Annotated in this window: 13 protein-coding genes; 4 read left to right on the forward strand and 9 right to left on the reverse strand. The window is 39.3% G+C overall.

The genetic code is table 11. From position 1 onward, the window contains the following. Positions 1–16 precede the first annotated feature (16 nt). The gene (gene hpnA, locus D9V35_RS08245) at positions 17–1,009 is read right to left on the reverse strand and encodes a hopanoid-associated sugar epimerase (RefSeq protein ID WP_122124090.1); all 993 of its coding nucleotides are present in this window, start codon (positions 1,007–1,009) and stop codon (positions 17–19) included. A gap of 156 nt (positions 1,010–1,165) precedes the next feature. Here hpnA and D9V35_RS08250 point away from each other — a divergent pair, with 156 nt between their 5' ends. From D9V35_RS08250 to D9V35_RS08260, 3 genes are all read left to right on the forward strand, one after another. Beyond that, the gene (locus tag D9V35_RS08250; protein ID WP_155568557.1) at positions 1,166–2,233 is read left to right on the forward strand and encodes a lysylphosphatidylglycerol synthase domain-containing protein; all 1,068 of its coding nucleotides are present in this window, start codon (positions 1,166–1,168) and stop codon (positions 2,231–2,233) included. A gap of 23 nt (positions 2,234–2,256) precedes the next feature. Then, positions 2,257–3,159: a prephenate dehydrogenase/arogenate dehydrogenase family protein gene (locus D9V35_RS08255; protein WP_122124092.1), complete on the forward strand. Its 903-nt coding sequence runs from the start codon at positions 2,257–2,259 to the stop codon at positions 3,157–3,159. Positions 3,160–3,244: 85 nt separating this feature from the next. Then, positions 3,245–4,864 carry an ATP-binding response regulator gene (locus tag D9V35_RS08260; RefSeq protein WP_122124093.1) on the forward strand — a complete coding sequence of 540 codons (1,620 nt, stop codon included), beginning with the start codon at positions 3,245–3,247 and terminating at the stop codon, positions 4,862–4,864. Positions 4,865–4,895: 31 nt separating this feature from the next. On the opposite strand, the gene pyk is transcribed toward D9V35_RS08260, so the two are convergent. Further along, a complete protein-coding gene (pyk, locus tag D9V35_RS08265; RefSeq protein WP_110439072.1) occupies positions 4,896–6,341 on the reverse strand; it encodes a pyruvate kinase in 1,446 nt (481 codons plus the stop codon). A gap of 88 nt (positions 6,342–6,429) precedes the next feature. Then, positions 6,430–7,110: an SH3 domain-containing protein gene (locus D9V35_RS08270; RefSeq protein WP_162988616.1), complete on the reverse strand. Its 681-nt coding sequence runs from the start codon at positions 7,108–7,110 to the stop codon at positions 6,430–6,432. 454 nt (positions 7,111–7,564) lie between these two features. Here D9V35_RS08270 and D9V35_RS08275 point away from each other — a divergent pair, with 454 nt between their 5' ends. Continuing rightward, entirely contained in the window at positions 7,565–8,095 is a 531-nt protein-coding gene (locus D9V35_RS08275) for a DUF2939 domain-containing protein (RefSeq protein ID WP_162988617.1), read from the forward strand. A gap of 11 nt (positions 8,096–8,106) precedes the next feature. On the opposite strand, the gene D9V35_RS08280 is transcribed toward D9V35_RS08275, so the two are convergent. The 6 genes from D9V35_RS08280 to zapE form a co-directional block, all read right to left on the reverse strand. Beyond that, a complete protein-coding gene (locus D9V35_RS08280; RefSeq protein WP_110439075.1) occupies positions 8,107–8,334 on the reverse strand; it encodes a DUF3126 family protein in 228 nt (75 codons plus the stop codon). Between the two features lie 93 nt (positions 8,335–8,427). Next, the gene (locus tag D9V35_RS08285) at positions 8,428–9,438 is read right to left on the reverse strand and encodes a L,D-transpeptidase (protein ID WP_146206666.1); all 1,011 of its coding nucleotides are present in this window, start codon (positions 9,436–9,438) and stop codon (positions 8,428–8,430) included. An 82-nt stretch (positions 9,439–9,520) separates the two neighbouring features. Further along, positions 9,521–11,245 (reverse strand): dihydrolipoyl dehydrogenase, encoded by a 1,725-nt coding sequence (lpdA, locus tag D9V35_RS08290; protein ID WP_122124096.1) that lies wholly within the window; start codon positions 11,243–11,245, stop codon positions 9,521–9,523. Positions 11,246–11,290: 45 nt separating this feature from the next. Further along, the gene (gene odhB / locus D9V35_RS08295; RefSeq protein ID WP_122124097.1) at positions 11,291–12,496 is read right to left on the reverse strand and encodes a 2-oxoglutarate dehydrogenase complex dihydrolipoyllysine-residue succinyltransferase; all 1,206 of its coding nucleotides are present in this window, start codon (positions 12,494–12,496) and stop codon (positions 11,291–11,293) included. 44 nt (positions 12,497–12,540) lie between these two features. Continuing rightward, entirely contained in the window at positions 12,541–15,396 is a 2,856-nt protein-coding gene (locus D9V35_RS08300) for a 2-oxoglutarate dehydrogenase E1 component (RefSeq protein WP_122124098.1), read from the reverse strand. A gap of 134 nt (positions 15,397–15,530) precedes the next feature. After that, positions 15,531–16,634, reverse strand: a complete 1,104-nt coding sequence (gene zapE / locus D9V35_RS08305) for a cell division protein ZapE (RefSeq protein WP_122124099.1) — start codon at positions 16,632–16,634, stop codon at positions 15,531–15,533. Between the last annotated feature and the right edge of the window lie 8 nt (positions 16,635–16,642).

Genomic DNA, 16,642 nt, shown 5'->3' on the forward strand with positions numbered 1-16,642 from the left:
AAGTCTTTAAATTATTTTATTGTTTAAGATATCCTTGCTTCCAAAACCATAACAGGGAATCTTTCAAGGCCTCTTTTGCAGGCCTGAATGTATAACCGAGTTCCCTTTCTGCCTTGGCAGGAGAGAAAAACATTTTTTTATAAGACATCATCAGCATTTCACGCGTAACCCGTGGCTCTATATTAAGTGTACGAGCCAACCACTCCGAAATAATAGCTACCGGCCACAAAACCTTCTGATTAAGTCTTATTAAGGGAGGTTTTACACCAGCAATTTCAGCGACAATTGAAAAGAGTTCCCGTAATAACATATTTTCACCACCTAAAATATATTTTTCACCAATACGTCCTTTTTCCAAAGCCAACCGATGCCCATTGGCAACATCATCAACATGCACAATATTTAAGCCTGTATCAACATAAGCGGGCATTTTTCCAGAGGCACAGTCCAAAATCATTTTTCCCGTAGGAGTGGGTTTTATATCGCCAGGACCAATGGGGGTAGAGGGATTAACAATCACCGCCGGCAATTTTTTGTTTTTTACAAGCTCCAATACAACCTGTTCAGCCTGATATTTGGACTGTTTATAAGCACCAATTATATGATGAACAGGTGTTGTTTCATCAGCAACACTGCCGTCCCCAACCAATCCAAGGGCTGCCACAGAAGAGCAGTAAACAATTTTTTCAATGCCGGCTTCCATTGCGGCCAGCATCAACTGACGTGTGCCTTCGACATTAATATGCATCATTCTGTTAGGATCCGGTACCCATAACCGGTAATCAGCTGCCACATGAAAAAGATATCGACACCCTTGCAACGTATCGGCAAAACTTTTGGGATTAGCCAGATCCCCCTCGACCAATTCAGCCTCCAATCCCTGCACATTTTGACGATTACTATTCGCCCGAACCAATAATTTAAGTTGATGTCCATGGGCAATTAAATTGCGGGCTACGGCAGAACCTACAAAGCCTGTTGCTCCTGTCACAAACGTTGGCGCGACCATCTTGACCTCATTCATCATGTTTATATTTTTTAAGTTTTGCAAATCAATAACTAAGATACGTAGGAACGTGTATTGTAATTAGCTCTATTTCTAACTAGTATGCAAATAATTTAATAATATAAAATAACTTTCTAATAAAATAACATACGGTTTGTTTTGAAAAAAATCTCAATTATTTTGTTCTTTCTCGGACTTACCCTTCTCATTGGCGGAGCTGTCTGGGTTGGTATGGACAGTATTGTTCAATCTTTTTCCTCGGTGGGAATAAAAGGATTACTCATTCTTTCTTCATGGCAGGTTATTGTCATTCTTTTACTAAGTTATGCCTGGCATGTCATCTGTCCTGATATAGGCATGCTGCGCTTGATATGGGCCCGTTTCTTACGGGAATCTGCGGCAACCTGTCTACCTTTTTCACAAGTTGGCGGAATTCTTTTAAGTATCCGCGCCGTATGTTTTAAAGGCTACCGTTATATTAAAAACCCTAAAGATCTTTCAATTGCCCATGCCGTCAGCTCGAATATCGTTGATATTACCACCGAGACACTTGGACAAATTGTTTTTATCATTGTTGGCATATGCTTCCTGATAATTGGACAATATCATGAGACCTTACAAAATATTACCGTTCCCGGCACCAAACTCAATCTTAAATGGTTTATCATCATTGGAATTTTTTTTCTGTTGATAGGCAGCATTTCCCTTATTTGGTCCCAACGACAAGGAAGTGCCTTAATTAAAAAACTTGTCAATTTTCTCAGCAAAAATATTGCCCAACAATGGGAGGATCAAGTTAATGCCAATGCAGATTCCTTTCAAAATTCAATCAATCAAATCTGGTCGAATCCAAAAAATGTTCTGTTAAGCTGTATTATCCATTTAATAGGCTGGTTGGCTGGTGCAGTTGGAACATGGCTTTGTTATAAATTCCTGGGAGCTTCAATCAACATTCAGGAGGCCGTCATTATCGAGGCTTTTGTATGTGTTGCCCTTTCCATCGGGTTTCTTGTTCCCGCTAGTGTTGGTATACAAGAAGGCGCATACGTTCTTTTAGGCAGTATATTTGGCATTGATCCCCATTTATCCTTCAGCCTCTCTCTCTTGCGCAGGGCCAGAGATATTTTAATTGGGGTGCCAACCCTTCTATTATGGCAAATTACTGAAATTCATTATTTGAATAAATATTCAAAAAATAAAAAAATTGTTGATCCCTCTTCTGAATAATTTCAAATAAACAAATTAACATTATGACCAATAAAATTACATCAATTCCAATTTTTAAAAATATCACCGTCATTGGCCCAGGATTAATCGGTTCTTCAATTCTTCGACGCATTCAAAAAGATACCACTATTTCAGAATATACGGTTGCTGTTGATAATCACCCTGAAGTTTGTCATCGCGTTAAGAAATTAAAAATCGCCAATAAAGTCAGTTCAGACCCTGTTGAGTCAGTTAAAAATGCAGATTGCGTCATCCTCGCAATACCTGTTGGTGCCATGCAAGAAGTTGCCAAACAAATTATTCCACATATGAAAAAAGGGGCCATTCTTACCGATACAGGATCCACCAAGGCTTCTGTCATCGCCGCCATTACTCCCTATCTTACTTCTGATATTTCCTTTGTTCCGGCACATCCCATGGCCGGAACAGAATTTTCCGGTCCTGATGCTGGTTTTGAATCTCTGTTTGAAAATCGTTGGTGCCTGATAACGCCCACCACCTCAACCGGAAAAGAAAGCGTTTATAAGATCGAGCGATTCTGGCAGGCCATGGGGGCGAATACGCGCATTCTTGATATAAGACATCATGATAAAATCTGCGCAATTGTAAGTCATTTGCCACATCTACTTGCCTTTACTATCTGCAATACAGCAGATAGTCTGGCCGATGAAACACGTTCCGAGGTATTGGATTACGCGGCGTCCGGATTTAGGGATTTTACACGGATTGCAGCATCTGACCCAATTATGTGGAAGGATATTTTTCTCAATAACCGTGAAGCCATTCTGGAAATGCTGGCTCGCTTTACCGAAGATGCCCAGGCAATGGCAAAAGCGATTCGCTGGCAAGATGAGGACTATATTGTAAAAACAATTAAAAAAGGACGGGAAATTCGTAAATCCCTTATCAATAATAAGCAAGCATAATCATTTTATTGGTCTTATTCATTAAGATATCTTATTTTAATTTATCGGCTTTTTCCTCAGCACCCTAAGATAAGATAATCATAAAATGAACGTACTGCCATCAAAACTCCCATCGATTCAAAAACTGATGAATACATTTGAATGGAAACACACAACGCTAGGAGAACAAAAAAATTGGCCGTCTACACTACATACAACGATTTCCCTGTTAATGAATTCTTCACTTCCCATGATTCTTTTTTGGGGAAAGAAGTATATCACATTTTATAATGAAGCCTACGTTCCCTTTATTGATTTTAAACATCCTGCCCTTTTGGGGCGTCCTCTACTGGAGGTTTGGCCAGAACAGAACAAGAATTTCAATAAAATTATCAAACTTGTTTATCAAGGAGAATCCTTCAGTTACACATTTCAACAGCAGCACGCCAAAAATTCATCCTCTCATCTCTTGCAAAAAATTACCATTACCTTTAATCCTGTTCATAATGAACATAATAAAATAAACGGTATCCTTGGAATCATTACAAATATAACCGATCACAAAAAACCAGAAACAGAATCAATCGAGCATTTAATCGGTGGCATAGCTCATGATTTCAACACTCTGCTTGGTGGAATAATTGGAAATCTGGAATTAATGGATTTGCGAATTCAACAAAAAAAACTGGAAAAATTACCCACTTATATCAATGCTGCCCAACAAGCGGCATCCCAAGCCTCAGTCATTACAAATCAGCTTCTTTCCTTCTCAAGAAGGCAAACTCTCATTCCGCACGTTACGAACCCCAATCACATCATTCAAATTCTGACTGATGTTTTTCAAAACATACTTCATAAGAATTCAGACAAAACCATTTTTCTTAATTTTTCTTTGAGTCAAGATATTTGGCCTGTTTTTTGCGATCCAGAACAATTTAAAACCGCACTGATCAATATTTTTACAAATGCTTGTGAAGCGATACAATCCCTGACAGGAAGAATAAATATATCCAGTAAAAATTTATCTATTGACCATACTCTTGCCAATCAGCTTTCCATTAAACCTGATGACTACGTAAAAATAAGTATAAAGGATAATGGTAAAGGCATCAAGCCTGAATATATTGACCGTGTTACAGATCCCTTTTTTACAACCAAACCTTTGGGAAAAAGAGCCGGACTCGGCCTTTCAATGGCTTATGGTTTTACCAGACAGTCACGCGGATATTTAAAGCTGCATTCCAGGTATATGGAAGGCACTATTATTGATTTATATCTTCCACGATATCGACGCCCTTTGGTTGTGGAAAATTTTTTCACAAATGATACCCGGCAATTATGCTATAAAACATTAATTATTTCACAAGATTACCATCTTCGTACACTTTTAGGCGAGGCATTTGAAGATCTTGGTTATACAGCGACCATGGTTAAAACTTATCCAGAGGCAACAACATTACTAAACAATAGCTCAAATTTCGATTTTATCACTATTGATACCAGGATATTACAGCAATTCAACAATCAAAATATAATTTCAACACTTCACAACAATTATCCAGATCTACTAATTCTTTTCATTACCGGTTATGAAAAGAACTTTGTAAATTTATCCGATTTTACAGACGAGAAAAATTTTATTATTCGACAACCGATAACGTATTCTCTTCTTGCCGATCAAATTGAAACAATAAAAAAAATACGGGAAAAGAAATTCCCGTATTAAAAAATTGAATTATTTTATTTTTATTAAAATACTAGTTGATTTCTGTAACACGAATCAAATTCGTGCTGCCTGTCTGACCAAAAGGAACACCGGCAACAACAACAATTTGGTCACCCTTTTTGACAATATTGTGTTCTTGCGTCGTTTTACGGGCTTCATCAACAATATGTTCAACAGTACAAGAAGGTATGCAAGCCTCATTTGTTGTACATGGATGAATACCCCACACCAATGCCAACCTACGAGCCACTTCAACACTTGGCGTTAGACTAAAAATCATACTGTTTGGACGTTCTCTCGACATGCGCAGGGCAGTTGTTCCCTTATGCGTATAGGCAACAACAGCGGGTGCAGACAAAGTCGCACAAATTTTCTGGGCAGCGGCAACAATGGCATCAGCAATATTACGTTGAGGCTGTTCACGCGTGGCTTCCATTAATTTTGTCCACTCTTTATCTTTTTCAACCCGTGTAATAATACGGTTCATAATGGAAACTGCTTCTTTCGGATACTGACCTGCCGCACTTTCAGCAGACAACATGACCGCATCAGCGCCCTCCAATACAGCAGTTGCAACATCAGAAGCTTCAGCACGGGTAGGTGTTGGTGATGAAATCATGCTTTCCAACATCTGAGTGGCCACAATCACTGGTTTACCAAGACTGCGCGCCTTGCGAATAATCTGAATTTGAACTAGGGGCACCTCTTCAGGAGGCATTTCAACACCAAGATCACCACGGGCAACCATTACACCATCTGTAACTTCAAGAATTGAATCAAGATTTTCAATTGCTTGTGGTTTTTCCATTTTGGTGATAATCCAGGCTCTACCATTGGAAATAGCCTTGGCTTCCTGAACATCCTCTGGACGCTGAACAAAGGAAAGCCCGATAAAATCAACACCCAGATCCAATGCAAAACGTAAATCTTTATGATCTTTTTCTGTCAATGCTGGAATGGGCAAAACCATATCAGGAACATTCACACCTTTATGATCAGATAAAACACCGCCGACGGTAACTTCGGTTTCCAAATAATCTGCACCAACATTCCGAACCGTTAAACGTAACTTACCGTCATCAAGCAATAATCTTGCCCCTGGCTTTGCACTTTGGATAATCTCTTTGTGAGGTAAACAGACACGATGTTCATCACCTAATGCCGGATCTAAATCTAAACGAAAAATTGCTCCATTTTTTAGAGTGACCTTACCATTTGCAAAATTCCCTACGCGCAATTTAGGTCCCTGAATATCGGCCAAAATACCAATAACCTTACCTGTTTCCTCTTCGATTTCACGGATAATACGATATCGTTCTGCATGATCCTCATGTGTACCATGGGAAAAATTCAAACGAAAAACATCAACCCCGGCCAAAAACAAAGCCTTGATCATTTCTTTTGTTGAGGAAGCAGGTCCCAAAGTTGATACAATTTTTGCCCGACGATCTCTTAAGATTAATGATTTATCTTTCATAATATTAGTTCCTTACATTTTTAATTGTGAATTCAAACGTATCAAATTTGAATTCTTTATTCCTATATATCATTATTCAATAAGAAAATTAATGAGGCTGGATAATTTCCTGTGGAAGCAAGCCCCAGATATTTGATCTTGGTATCCATCCTATATAGGTATTAATTTTAACTTTACACCAACTGGCGTTAGGTTGGCATTCTTTTATACTTCCAACAACTCCGGGTTTCAAAATCGCAACTGGATCAGCCGACTCTTGTGGAACAGTCCTTACAATAACACCCTGACCCGATAATTGGGAATTTTGTGTTTTGGATACATATTCTGAAATATAGCTGTCTGTGCTTTTTACTTCTGATTTCTCTTTTGTTTCATCTTGTAATTTATCTTTATCATCCATGACACTGAGCGGCATTCCAGTTGTAATGAAAAAACGCTCTCTGGATAAAATAGCCTGCTGGATCCATCCTTTTTGTCCATCCACGTCCTCAATAAGACGCCAGACATCAAATTCCCTAAGAATTTTTACTGGCATATGACGTCTGTGATAAATCATGATAATAGGATAACGGGTTCCAGGGCCTGCTCGCATGTTCACCACATCCGCACGTAAAGAAAGAAAATGAGGAATAGGCAAACCTGTAACAGAACCCTTTTCTGGTTCCTGAGATGGAATGCTGCTTGCAGCAGGGATTGCGGCCGCTGAAGCGGTTGCGACTCCCACTGCTGTTCCAGCTGCAGCTGTGCCCCCCCCCTCATTATTATTCACAGATTGAGTCTGAGAGTTTTCCTGTATATGAACCTTTTTTTTCTTGTGAGAAACTGGGTGGCTTTTTTTCCTGATACTTTTTTTATAAACAAGCTGTTTATGCTGATTTTTTTCCTGAGTAAAAGCGGTCGTGGAAAAACATAAAATATTTAAACAAAATATTGATATAAAAAATGAAATGTATAAAAAACAATTTAAGCTTTTTTTAATAAGATGATCTAAAAAACCGCATTGCATTTTATCTTGTCTTTCAAATATAAATCAAGGGATCAAATCGTTACTATAATATAAAATAATAATTATGTTATAATAAATTCAATGCCTTCTTTCAAAAAGGCAAGAGACATATTACCATAAATCTTATTCAAACAGGTTAAATAACAAGAATATGACTTTTTTATACATATCCCAAAAAAAATATAGAAAAAATCTGTTTTTATATATAAAATGGTTAATGGTTATAATTGTATTATGTACAATATACATTGCCTATCCGTATTTGACCCTATGGTCTATTTCTAAGGCGATACAGACCCACGATACTAAATATCTAACCAAAAGTTTGAACTGGCATTCTATTCAAGATCACTTAAAAAAATATCTCACTCAAGATTTTCACAGCCCTTCAAAAGAAGACCTGGATGAATTACCGGATTTTGGAACGTCTTTTGCGACTGAAGCGGTAAGTAATGCTATTGATCATCATATCAATCACAATAGTTTACATGTTTTACTTGATTATATATCCCCGCCTACATTATCATCATCCTCTTCTTTGAAAAATAAGAAGAATGCATTACAAATTTATATGTCGAGCCATATCTATTTTTCTTCGCCTTTTACAATGCACGCAAGAATCATAATTCCTGGTGAAAACATGCCACCCTTAAGCCTGACAATGAAATTACAAAGATGTCGTTGGAAAATTACAAACATATCTTTACCTGATCAGGTTATTGCCCAACTTTTCCAACAGAATAAATAGACTAGTTCTGATTATACAAGATCTTCTTCTAATATTGTCATTGAGATCGCATAAGAAATTTCACCTTCATCCTCATCACGATAAACTGTTCCAATTGACTCAAGTGTTTTTCCCTCTTGAATACATAATTCAACAGGCTGTCCCTGACGTTTAGGCAAAATAACCTTCAAATTGTTATTCCCTAATTTTTTCTGTAAATATGACTGTAATGACTTGCCTTCTTTTTCAGTAATATTCATAGACTTTACCTTATCTTGAAATCGAAAATTGAAAATGATTCCATATTAGTTAACCAACCCTTTACCAAATTACCAGTTCTTTATTTGAAATTATCATTTAATTTTCTCTGAAGAATCAACAACAACCAACAGGTCACCAGCAATTGGTGTAACCTGGCGATTTCTAGATAAAATAGCTTCAAACCGTTTATTCTGTTTTGCTGCCTGCTCATATAAAACATCTATGATACCATAATGATCTATAAAACGGTTCATATGGGCAGAAATACGAACGCATCCTTCAGATGCAGAATTGCCCAGTCTTGGTTCCAAATATACAGGATCTGTTGCATGCATTTCCAACCGAATCTGACCTTTTACATGATTAGGCAACCACCCTTTTTCAGCCCATTGCCAACCAAAATCCCATACTCGCATTCCTTTCGTTCCGTTACCACGAATCCCTAATTTATTCTTGGTACCCAACGCGCGATATCCCAACCTTTCCGTAGTATTCATGAATACACCTGTCGGTGTGACATAATATAATTTACGTCCTTTTTTTCCTGTAGATACATGTCCTCCCCCAAATGCCATCCATTGATCCGTGCCTTGAGGAAACGCCAGCACAAAACATAAAGCTTGAACCTTGGGATTGCGATCAACCACAACTAAAATCTGCGCCCGTTTCAAGAGAATACCTGATTTTTCAACTTCTTTTTTGGCCAGTCTAATCCATTCCATATTTTGTTTATTGCTATAAATTCGTGCACGGGGAACATTCTTGCTTAATAAACGCTGAAGCCTTCTGGCCTCTAAATAGGCCTTATCCGGCGCAAGGACTGGTAAAGGAGGTAAAGTGACAAAATGATTATTACCAAAGATCGAGAATTTATTTTCAAACTGAGTATAATCAATATGACATTGATTTCCTGTCAGACTTGAAAAACAGTCATATATAATTGGAGAAAAATCACGATCATCAATTGGACAATAATAATGTCGTCTTAAAGAGTTCAATTGATCAGTAACATTGAAAGAGGAGAGAGATGTTTTAGCAAAAGGCTGCATAATAAAGATTAAAGAGCACAATAATATGCAAACCCTTAATCGATAAAGCTTCATCCTCTCTCCTTATTATGTAAAATATTACAATTATTCATTAATTATATATAATATTTTACAAATAAAAACAGAATAATTTAGTTTACATATGGATTGCCTGGTTCTGTGTTGCCAAGGCCGCCTCTTTAACCGCTTCGGACAAGGTAGGATGCGCATGACAAGTCAAGGCAATATCTTCGGCAGAAGCACCAAAAGCCATTGCCAATACGACTTCTGCAATCATTTCACTGCAATTTGGACCAATCATATGAACACCCAAAATTCTGTTGGTATGCTTATCGGCCAGAATTTTTACAAAACCGTCTGTTTTACCCATTGCACGGGCACGACCATTAGCGCTGAATGGAAATTTGCCAACCGTATAGGCTACATTTTCTTTTTTCAATACTTCTTCTGTTTTACCAACCATGGCAACCTCAGGTTCTGTATAAACAACACCTGGAACAAGGTTGTAATCAACATGCGGCTTTTTACCTGCAATAAATTCTATGGCTGCCACACCATCCTCTTCTGCTTTATGCGCCAACATTGGACCAGCTATCACGTCTCCAATCGCGTAAATACCCGGAATATTGGTTTGGAATTGAGCGTCTGTTTTAATTCTTCCCCTTTCATCCAATTCCACACCAATTTTATCTAGTCCCAGACCTGCAGTTACAGGACGGCGACCAACTGCCATCAAGACCACATCTGCCTCAAGAGTTTCCTGATTCCCTCCTTGAGCGGCTTCAATTGCGATCTCAAGCTGTCCATTCATCTTGTCAATTTTACTAACTTTATGAGACAGTTTCAGTTCAAAACCTTGCTTGATCAAAAGACGGGCTAATGTAGATGAAATTTCCTGATCAAAACCAGGCACCAACCGATCAAAGTATTCAACCACAGTAACCCTGGCACCTAAACGTTTCCAAACACTTCCAAGTTCAACCCCGATCACACCACCACCAATAACGACCATATGACGAGGTATTTCAGAAAGAGCCAAGGCTCCTGTTGAACTTACAACCTGTTTTTCATCAATTTCAATTCCCGGCAATCCTGCCGTCTCACTGCCAGTTGCAATGATAATGGAACGCGCGCTAATCTCTTGCCCATTAACGGAAACTTTTCCTGCGGCAACAATGGTTGCCTCGCCCTCAATACGCGTTACCTTATTCTTTTTGAATAAGAACTCGATCCCATTAACATTCGCCTCAACGACTGACTGTTTGTGCTCCTGCATTTTTTTCAGATCAACTGAGACATTCTTAACAACAACCCCCAATTTTTCAAATTGATGCCGGGCAGCTTCATATTGCTCGGAAGCATATAATAAAGCTTTTGAAGGGATGCAGCCAACATTCAAGCATGTTCCACCCAATGTTTTGCGTTTTTCTACACATGCGACTTTCATGCCCAGTTGTGCGGCACGAATAGCGGCAACATATCCTCCTGGTCCCGCACCAATTACAAGAACATCATAATCATATTCACTTGCTGGCGCGGAAGCGTCAACTGGTTTTTGCTCAGGATTTGAGCCCGAAACAGATGACACTCTTGTATCATTTCTTGTGACTGTTTCTCCTTTTCCCAATGGTTCCAATGTCACCAATAATGCACCTACTGAAACCTCGCTGCCCGCTTCGACAACATGTTTGCCGACAATTCCCGCAGAAGGGGCCGGCACTTCAACATTTACTTTATCCGTTTCAAGCTCAACAATCGCCTCATCCGCAGCAACTTGATCGCCTGGCTGTTTCAACCATTTTGAAACAACAGCAGATGTTATACTTTCCCCCAAAACAGGTACGACAATATTTATGGTCATGTTTTTTACCTTTCCTATCCTTTATAATAAATTTCACACGACCCCTTAAACATCCAACAACAAGCGTTCTGGATTTTCAATACGTTCCTTGATATGCACCAAGAAACTGACCGCTTCCTTACCATCCACGATACGATGGTCATAAGAAAGAGCAAGATACATCATTGGACGGATAACAACCTGTCCATTGACTGCAACTGGACGCTCTTTGATCGCGTGCATCCCCAGAATTCCTGATTGCGGCATATTTAAAATTGGGGTGGACATCAGAGAGCCGTAAATTCCTCCATTTGTAATCGAGAAGGTACCCCCTGAAAGGTCAGCTAATTTCAACGTATTACTGCGTGCACGTTTTGCAAAATCAATGATCTGCCCCTCAATCTGAGCAAAACTCATTTGATCCGCATCTTTGAGCACGGGAACAACCAGCCCATTTGGGCCACCAACCGCAATTCCCATATTCACAAAATGACGATAGATAATATCTTCACCATCAATTTGTGCATTGATTGCAGGATATTCCTGAAGGGCAGATACAGTTGCCTTTACAAAAAAAGACATAAATCCCAAACGGCTACCTTCATGTTTCTTATTGAAGGCTTCCTTATACAGGGTCCGCATATTTATGACGGCAGACATGTCAACCTCATTAAAGGTCGTCAACATTGCCGCTGTTTCCTGTGCTTCTTTAAGGCGACGTGCAACCGTACGACGTAACCGGGTCATTTTGACACGCTCTTCACGAGGATCATCCTGACGGGGTACAACAGGACCAGATGCCTTGGCCGGATTTTCTTTTTGATCCAGAAATTGTACCACATCATCCCGTGTAATCCGGCCACCCCGTCCCGTACCAGCCACCTGATCAACCGTAATATTTTTTTCTTCCATCATTTTACGGGCAGCCGGCATTGAAGCTGGCTTATTACCAGCAGCCACTGAAACCAAGGGTTCTTCCTGTTTAGCATCCTGTACAGACACACTTTTGGATTGAGCCGATTCAATAACCGAAGCCCCATCCTCCAATACAGTCAATAAGGTCCCAACACTGACCTCCTGCCCTTCTTGTACCAGCTGTGCACCCATCACACCTGTTTTAGGCGAAGGAACCTCTACACTTACCTTATCTGTTTCAAGCTCTACAATCGCTTCATCCATATTCACAACCTCACCAGGTTTTTTTAACCACCTGGCAACTGTGGCCGTACTGATACTTTCGCCTAATTGCGGTACTTTAATTTCAATGGACATATTTGTTTTTCCTAATTAAATCTTATTATTTCTCAATATAGTTCTTATAAATTCAAGGCTTGTTTAACCAATTGTTCCTGACCTGCCTTATAAACAGACATCAACCCTGCTGCAGGACTTGCCTGAGCCGTACGCCCGGCATATTCAATTTTGATTGGACTCTTTTTAACTGTTTGCACAATCGCTTCAATCTTACCAGAAATAAACTGCCATGCCCCCATGTTCTGAGGTTCTTCCTGGCACCATACAAATTCCTGTGCCCCAGAATATGATTGTATCAATTTCTTAACAATATCGATTGGGAATGGATATAATTGTTCGACACGAACCAAAGCCACATCATTTTTCTTGGCTTCACGACGAGCTATCAACAAATCGTAATAAACCTTACCTGAACAGAATACAACTCGTTTGACTTTTTGACGATTTACAGAGGCATCTATTTCATCAATAACTTGTAAAAATTCTGTTTTATCCGCAAATTCTGCCAATGTTGATTGTGCAAGAGGATGTCTTAATAAAGATTTCGGGGACATGACAACCAACGGTTGACGATAATTCCGTTTCAACTGCCGACGCAAGGCATGAAAATAGTTTGCGGGAGTTGTAAAATTACAAACCTGCATATTTTCCTCTGCACATAGCTGCAAGTAACGTTCAAGTCGGGCAGATGAATGTTCAGCCCCTTGTCCTTCCTGGGCATGTGGCAATAAAAGCACCAACCCCGATTGCTGGAGCCATTTACTTTCAGCAGCCGAAACAAACTGGTCAATGATAATCTGTGCGCCATTGGCAAAATCACCGAATTGCGCCTCCCACAAGACCAAGGCATTTGCATTTTCACAAGAATAACCGTATTCAAATCCCAGAACCGCAAATTCAGACAGCAATGAATTATAGATGTCCAATTTCGCTTGATCAGTGGCAATATGATTTAAAGGAATATAAGGTTGCTGCGTCTTCTGATCAAACAGCATTGCATTACGATGACTGAATGTACCCCGTTGACAGTCTTCGCCGGAAAGACGAACCGGATGACCCTCCAATAAAAGGCTACCAAAGGCCAAGGCTTCACCAGTCGCCCAGTCAAACCCTTTTCCTGTTTCAAACATTTTGGCCTTAGCTTCAAGTTGACGAACCAATTTCGGATGGCAATTAAACCCTGTTTGGTATGAGCTAATCGCTTTACCAATCCGCTTTAAATCATCAATTGAAACTGCAGTGGAAAAATCTTTACGATTTTTTCCACGCCATTGCATTTTTTTCCAGTCACCTTTTAACCATTCTGGAGTTCCAGGATGATAATTATCAGCCTCTTCATAGGATTTTTGTAAATAATTCTGGAAATCAGACCAATATTTTTCCGTTTCTACAGCAGAAATCACTCCTTCATCTTGTAATTTCGCTGCATAAAGCTGATAAATATCCTTATGTTTATGAACAGCCTGATACATGATTGGCTGGGTAAATGTCGGTTCATCCGTTTCATTATGTCCAAATCGACGATAACAGACAATATCAACAACGATATCCGTTGCAAAACGTTCTCTATAATCAACGGCAAGCCGCATGATTGAAACAACAGCCTCAGGATCATCCCCGTTGACATGAATGACGGGAGCTTTAGCAACTTTAGCGACATCCGTACAATAATATCCCGAATGTCCATATTCTGTAGATGTGGTAAATCCAATCTGGTTATTTGTAACAACGTGAATTGTCCCGTTTGTTTTATATCCGGGAAGTCTGGACATGGCAAAAGTTTCATAAACCACACCCTGTCCGGCAAAGGCAGCATCACCATGCATTAAAACAGCCAGATGTTTCTGACCATTAGCATCTTGCATGGCACGAACCCTTCCCTCTACAACAGGATCAGCCGCCTCAAGATGGGACGGGTTAAATTCCAGGACAAGATCGACATCCTTTCCATTCATTTGAACCTGTTTTCGATATCCAAGATGGTATTTCACATCTCCAACACCAGGAATATCGTCAGATTTATAAGATTTACCTGCAAATTCACTAAATAAGGCAGGAAAGGACTTGCCAACGATATTGGTTAAAACATTTAAACGTCCACGATGTGCCATGCCCATCGCCACAGATTGAATATCATAATTTGCTACTGCATGTCGAATAAGGGTACGTAAGGCAGGAATAAGCGATTCCCCACCATCCAATCCAAACCGCTTTACACCAACGTAACGTTTTTGACAAAAAGTTTCAAACCCTACAGCCTCTGCAAGTTCCTGTAAGATTGTTTTCTTATCATCCGCATTCAGAACATGGTTTTTCTGACTTTCAACCTTTTCACGAAACCATTGCTGTTGTTCACTATTTTGCAGATATGTATATTCCCAGGCAATTGAACTGCAATAAATCCGCCTTAATACAGGAATGACTTCACCAAGAGTATGAATTTCACCTGGAAGGAAATTCTTAGCAACATCTCCCATAAAAACTGGGCGATCCAAATCCTCTTTTTTAAATCCATAAGTTTCAGGATTTAATTCCTTGCACTCTGTAGGCTTATGAATGGACAAGGGATCCAATACAGCATTAAAATGACCAAAGCTTCGATATGCATTTATAAGCTCTACGGCTCGCAGACTGTCATTCGCGGCCTGATAAAGTTGTTTGGCTGTTACTTTTCCCTCTTTCGTCAAGGCGGGCTTGTCATCGGGCTCCAATTCAATTTTTACAGGTTTGCGAGGGGCCCATGAAGGTCCCCTTACATCATCCATTACAACTGTCTTATCATCATTCATCGCAGAAAAAATCTGTGCAAATGACGGGTCAACACTATTAGCGTCCTGCCTCCACTTTGCATATAATTCCGCAAGATACGCAGCATTCGATCCACTGAATACACTGGCAATTTGATCAGCAATCGCCATAATATTTCCCCTTAATTATTTCTACTAAAAACTCACTATTCAGAGTTTAATTTACCTATTAATATAACAAGTGCACCTATAAGCCACTTCAATTTTTCTTTAACAAATGTCAGAGAACCTTTACTCTCGAATGCCTATTTTGTCCAATCTAGACTTTGCATTTCATACAAACGTGAAACAGTACGTTCAAAAAAAGCCGCCCTATTTTCCTCAGGATAAATATGCTCCCAATCCGTCTCCGCAGATGCATAAAGAATTGTATGCCGTTCGTACAATACATCAATCAAAGTGGTAAACCGTTCAATTACATTCATATTTTCAGGGTTAAATATCGGTATGTTATCAATAATCAATACTTCATATTTTTGAGCCAAAACCAAATAATCACCAGCTCCCAGTGCCGCATCACATAATTGTTCAAATTGAAACCGGGCCACCTTTCCTGCTGCGCAAGGTATAATAAATTGACGTCCCATAACGGTTAAGATTGTCTTTTCGCCCTCTTTGCCACCTGATTCCTGTAGGAATACTTTATCTAGAACAGCATGGTTTTCCGGATTACAGCCGATCAACCATTTGGTTTCAATTTCCTTGCGACCCAATCGATAGTCATGTACCGAACATAATTCAAGTTCAATCATATTTTGTGATAATAAAACAATAAACGGCTTGAAAGCATCAGCTCCCGGTCTGTTTTGAAATAAATCCCTGATGTGAACATTCGAAGTGGCAACAATAATAACTCCTAATTTAAAAAGATATTCAAACAGTCGTCCCAATATCATTGCATCAGCTATATCATTGACTTGAAATTCATCGAAACAAAGCAACCATGTCTTTTCGACAATTTCCTCAGCCAGTTTTGGAATGGGGTCTTCACCCTTTGGATACTGTATTTCCAACGCATGAAATTTCTTATGCACTTCCTGCATGAAAACATGAAAATGTGTTCTCATCTTTTTTTCAACAGGGGCCTGACTGTAAAATAAATCCATCAACATTGATTTACCTCTACCAACAGGCCCTACAAGATATATACCCTTGGGTTTTACAATGGGCTTTTTCCATAATTTTTTAAATGAATTCAAAAGCCCGCCAACGTTAGTCTGTTCTGGCACATAATCAGACAATTCAACACAAAGATGATCCAGTCGGTCTGCAATTTGTTCCTGTGCCTTGTCTGGTTTAAGCTCACCATTCTTTACTTTTTGTGCATACAACACATTTAAACGACTCATAAATAAAA

The organism is Commensalibacter melissae (assembly GCF_003691365.1).
In the GTDB taxonomy this organism is placed as follows: domain Bacteria; phylum Pseudomonadota; class Alphaproteobacteria; order Acetobacterales; family Acetobacteraceae; genus Commensalibacter; species Commensalibacter melissae.

Excerpts from the sequence above, each read along its gene's own strand:
- hpnA (WP_122124090.1), bottom strand. The coding sequence starts at position 1,009 with ATGGTCGCGCCAACGTTTGTGACAGGAGCAACAGGCTTTGTAGGTTCT.
- D9V35_RS08255 (WP_122124092.1), top strand. The coding sequence starts at position 2,257 with ATGACCAATAAAATTACATCAATTCCAATTTTTAAAAATATCACCGTC.
- D9V35_RS08260 (WP_122124093.1), top strand. The coding sequence starts at position 3,245 with ATGAACGTACTGCCATCAAAACTCCCATCGATTCAAAAACTGATGAAT.
- pyk (WP_110439072.1), bottom strand. The coding sequence starts at position 6,341 with ATGAAAGATAAATCATTAATCTTAAGAGATCGTCGGGCAAAAATTGTA.
- D9V35_RS08275 (WP_162988617.1), top strand. The coding sequence starts at position 7,565 with ATGGTTATAATTGTATTATGTACAATATACATTGCCTATCCGTATTTG.
- D9V35_RS08280 (WP_110439075.1), bottom strand. The coding sequence starts at position 8,334 with ATGAATATTACTGAAAAAGAAGGCAAGTCATTACAGTCATATTTACAG.
- D9V35_RS08285 (WP_146206666.1), bottom strand. The coding sequence starts at position 9,438 with ATGAAGCTTTATCGATTAAGGGTTTGCATATTATTGTGCTCTTTAATC.
- lpdA (WP_122124096.1), bottom strand. The coding sequence starts at position 11,245 with ATGACCATAAATATTGTCGTACCTGTTTTGGGGGAAAGTATAACATCT.
- odhB (WP_122124097.1), bottom strand. The coding sequence starts at position 12,496 with ATGTCCATTGAAATTAAAGTACCGCAATTAGGCGAAAGTATCAGTACG.
- D9V35_RS08300 (WP_122124098.1), bottom strand. The coding sequence starts at position 15,396 with ATGGCGATTGCTGATCAAATTGCCAGTGTATTCAGTGGATCGAATGCT.
- zapE (WP_122124099.1), bottom strand. The coding sequence starts at position 16,634 with ATGAGTCGTTTAAATGTGTTGTATGCACAAAAAGTAAAGAATGGTGAG.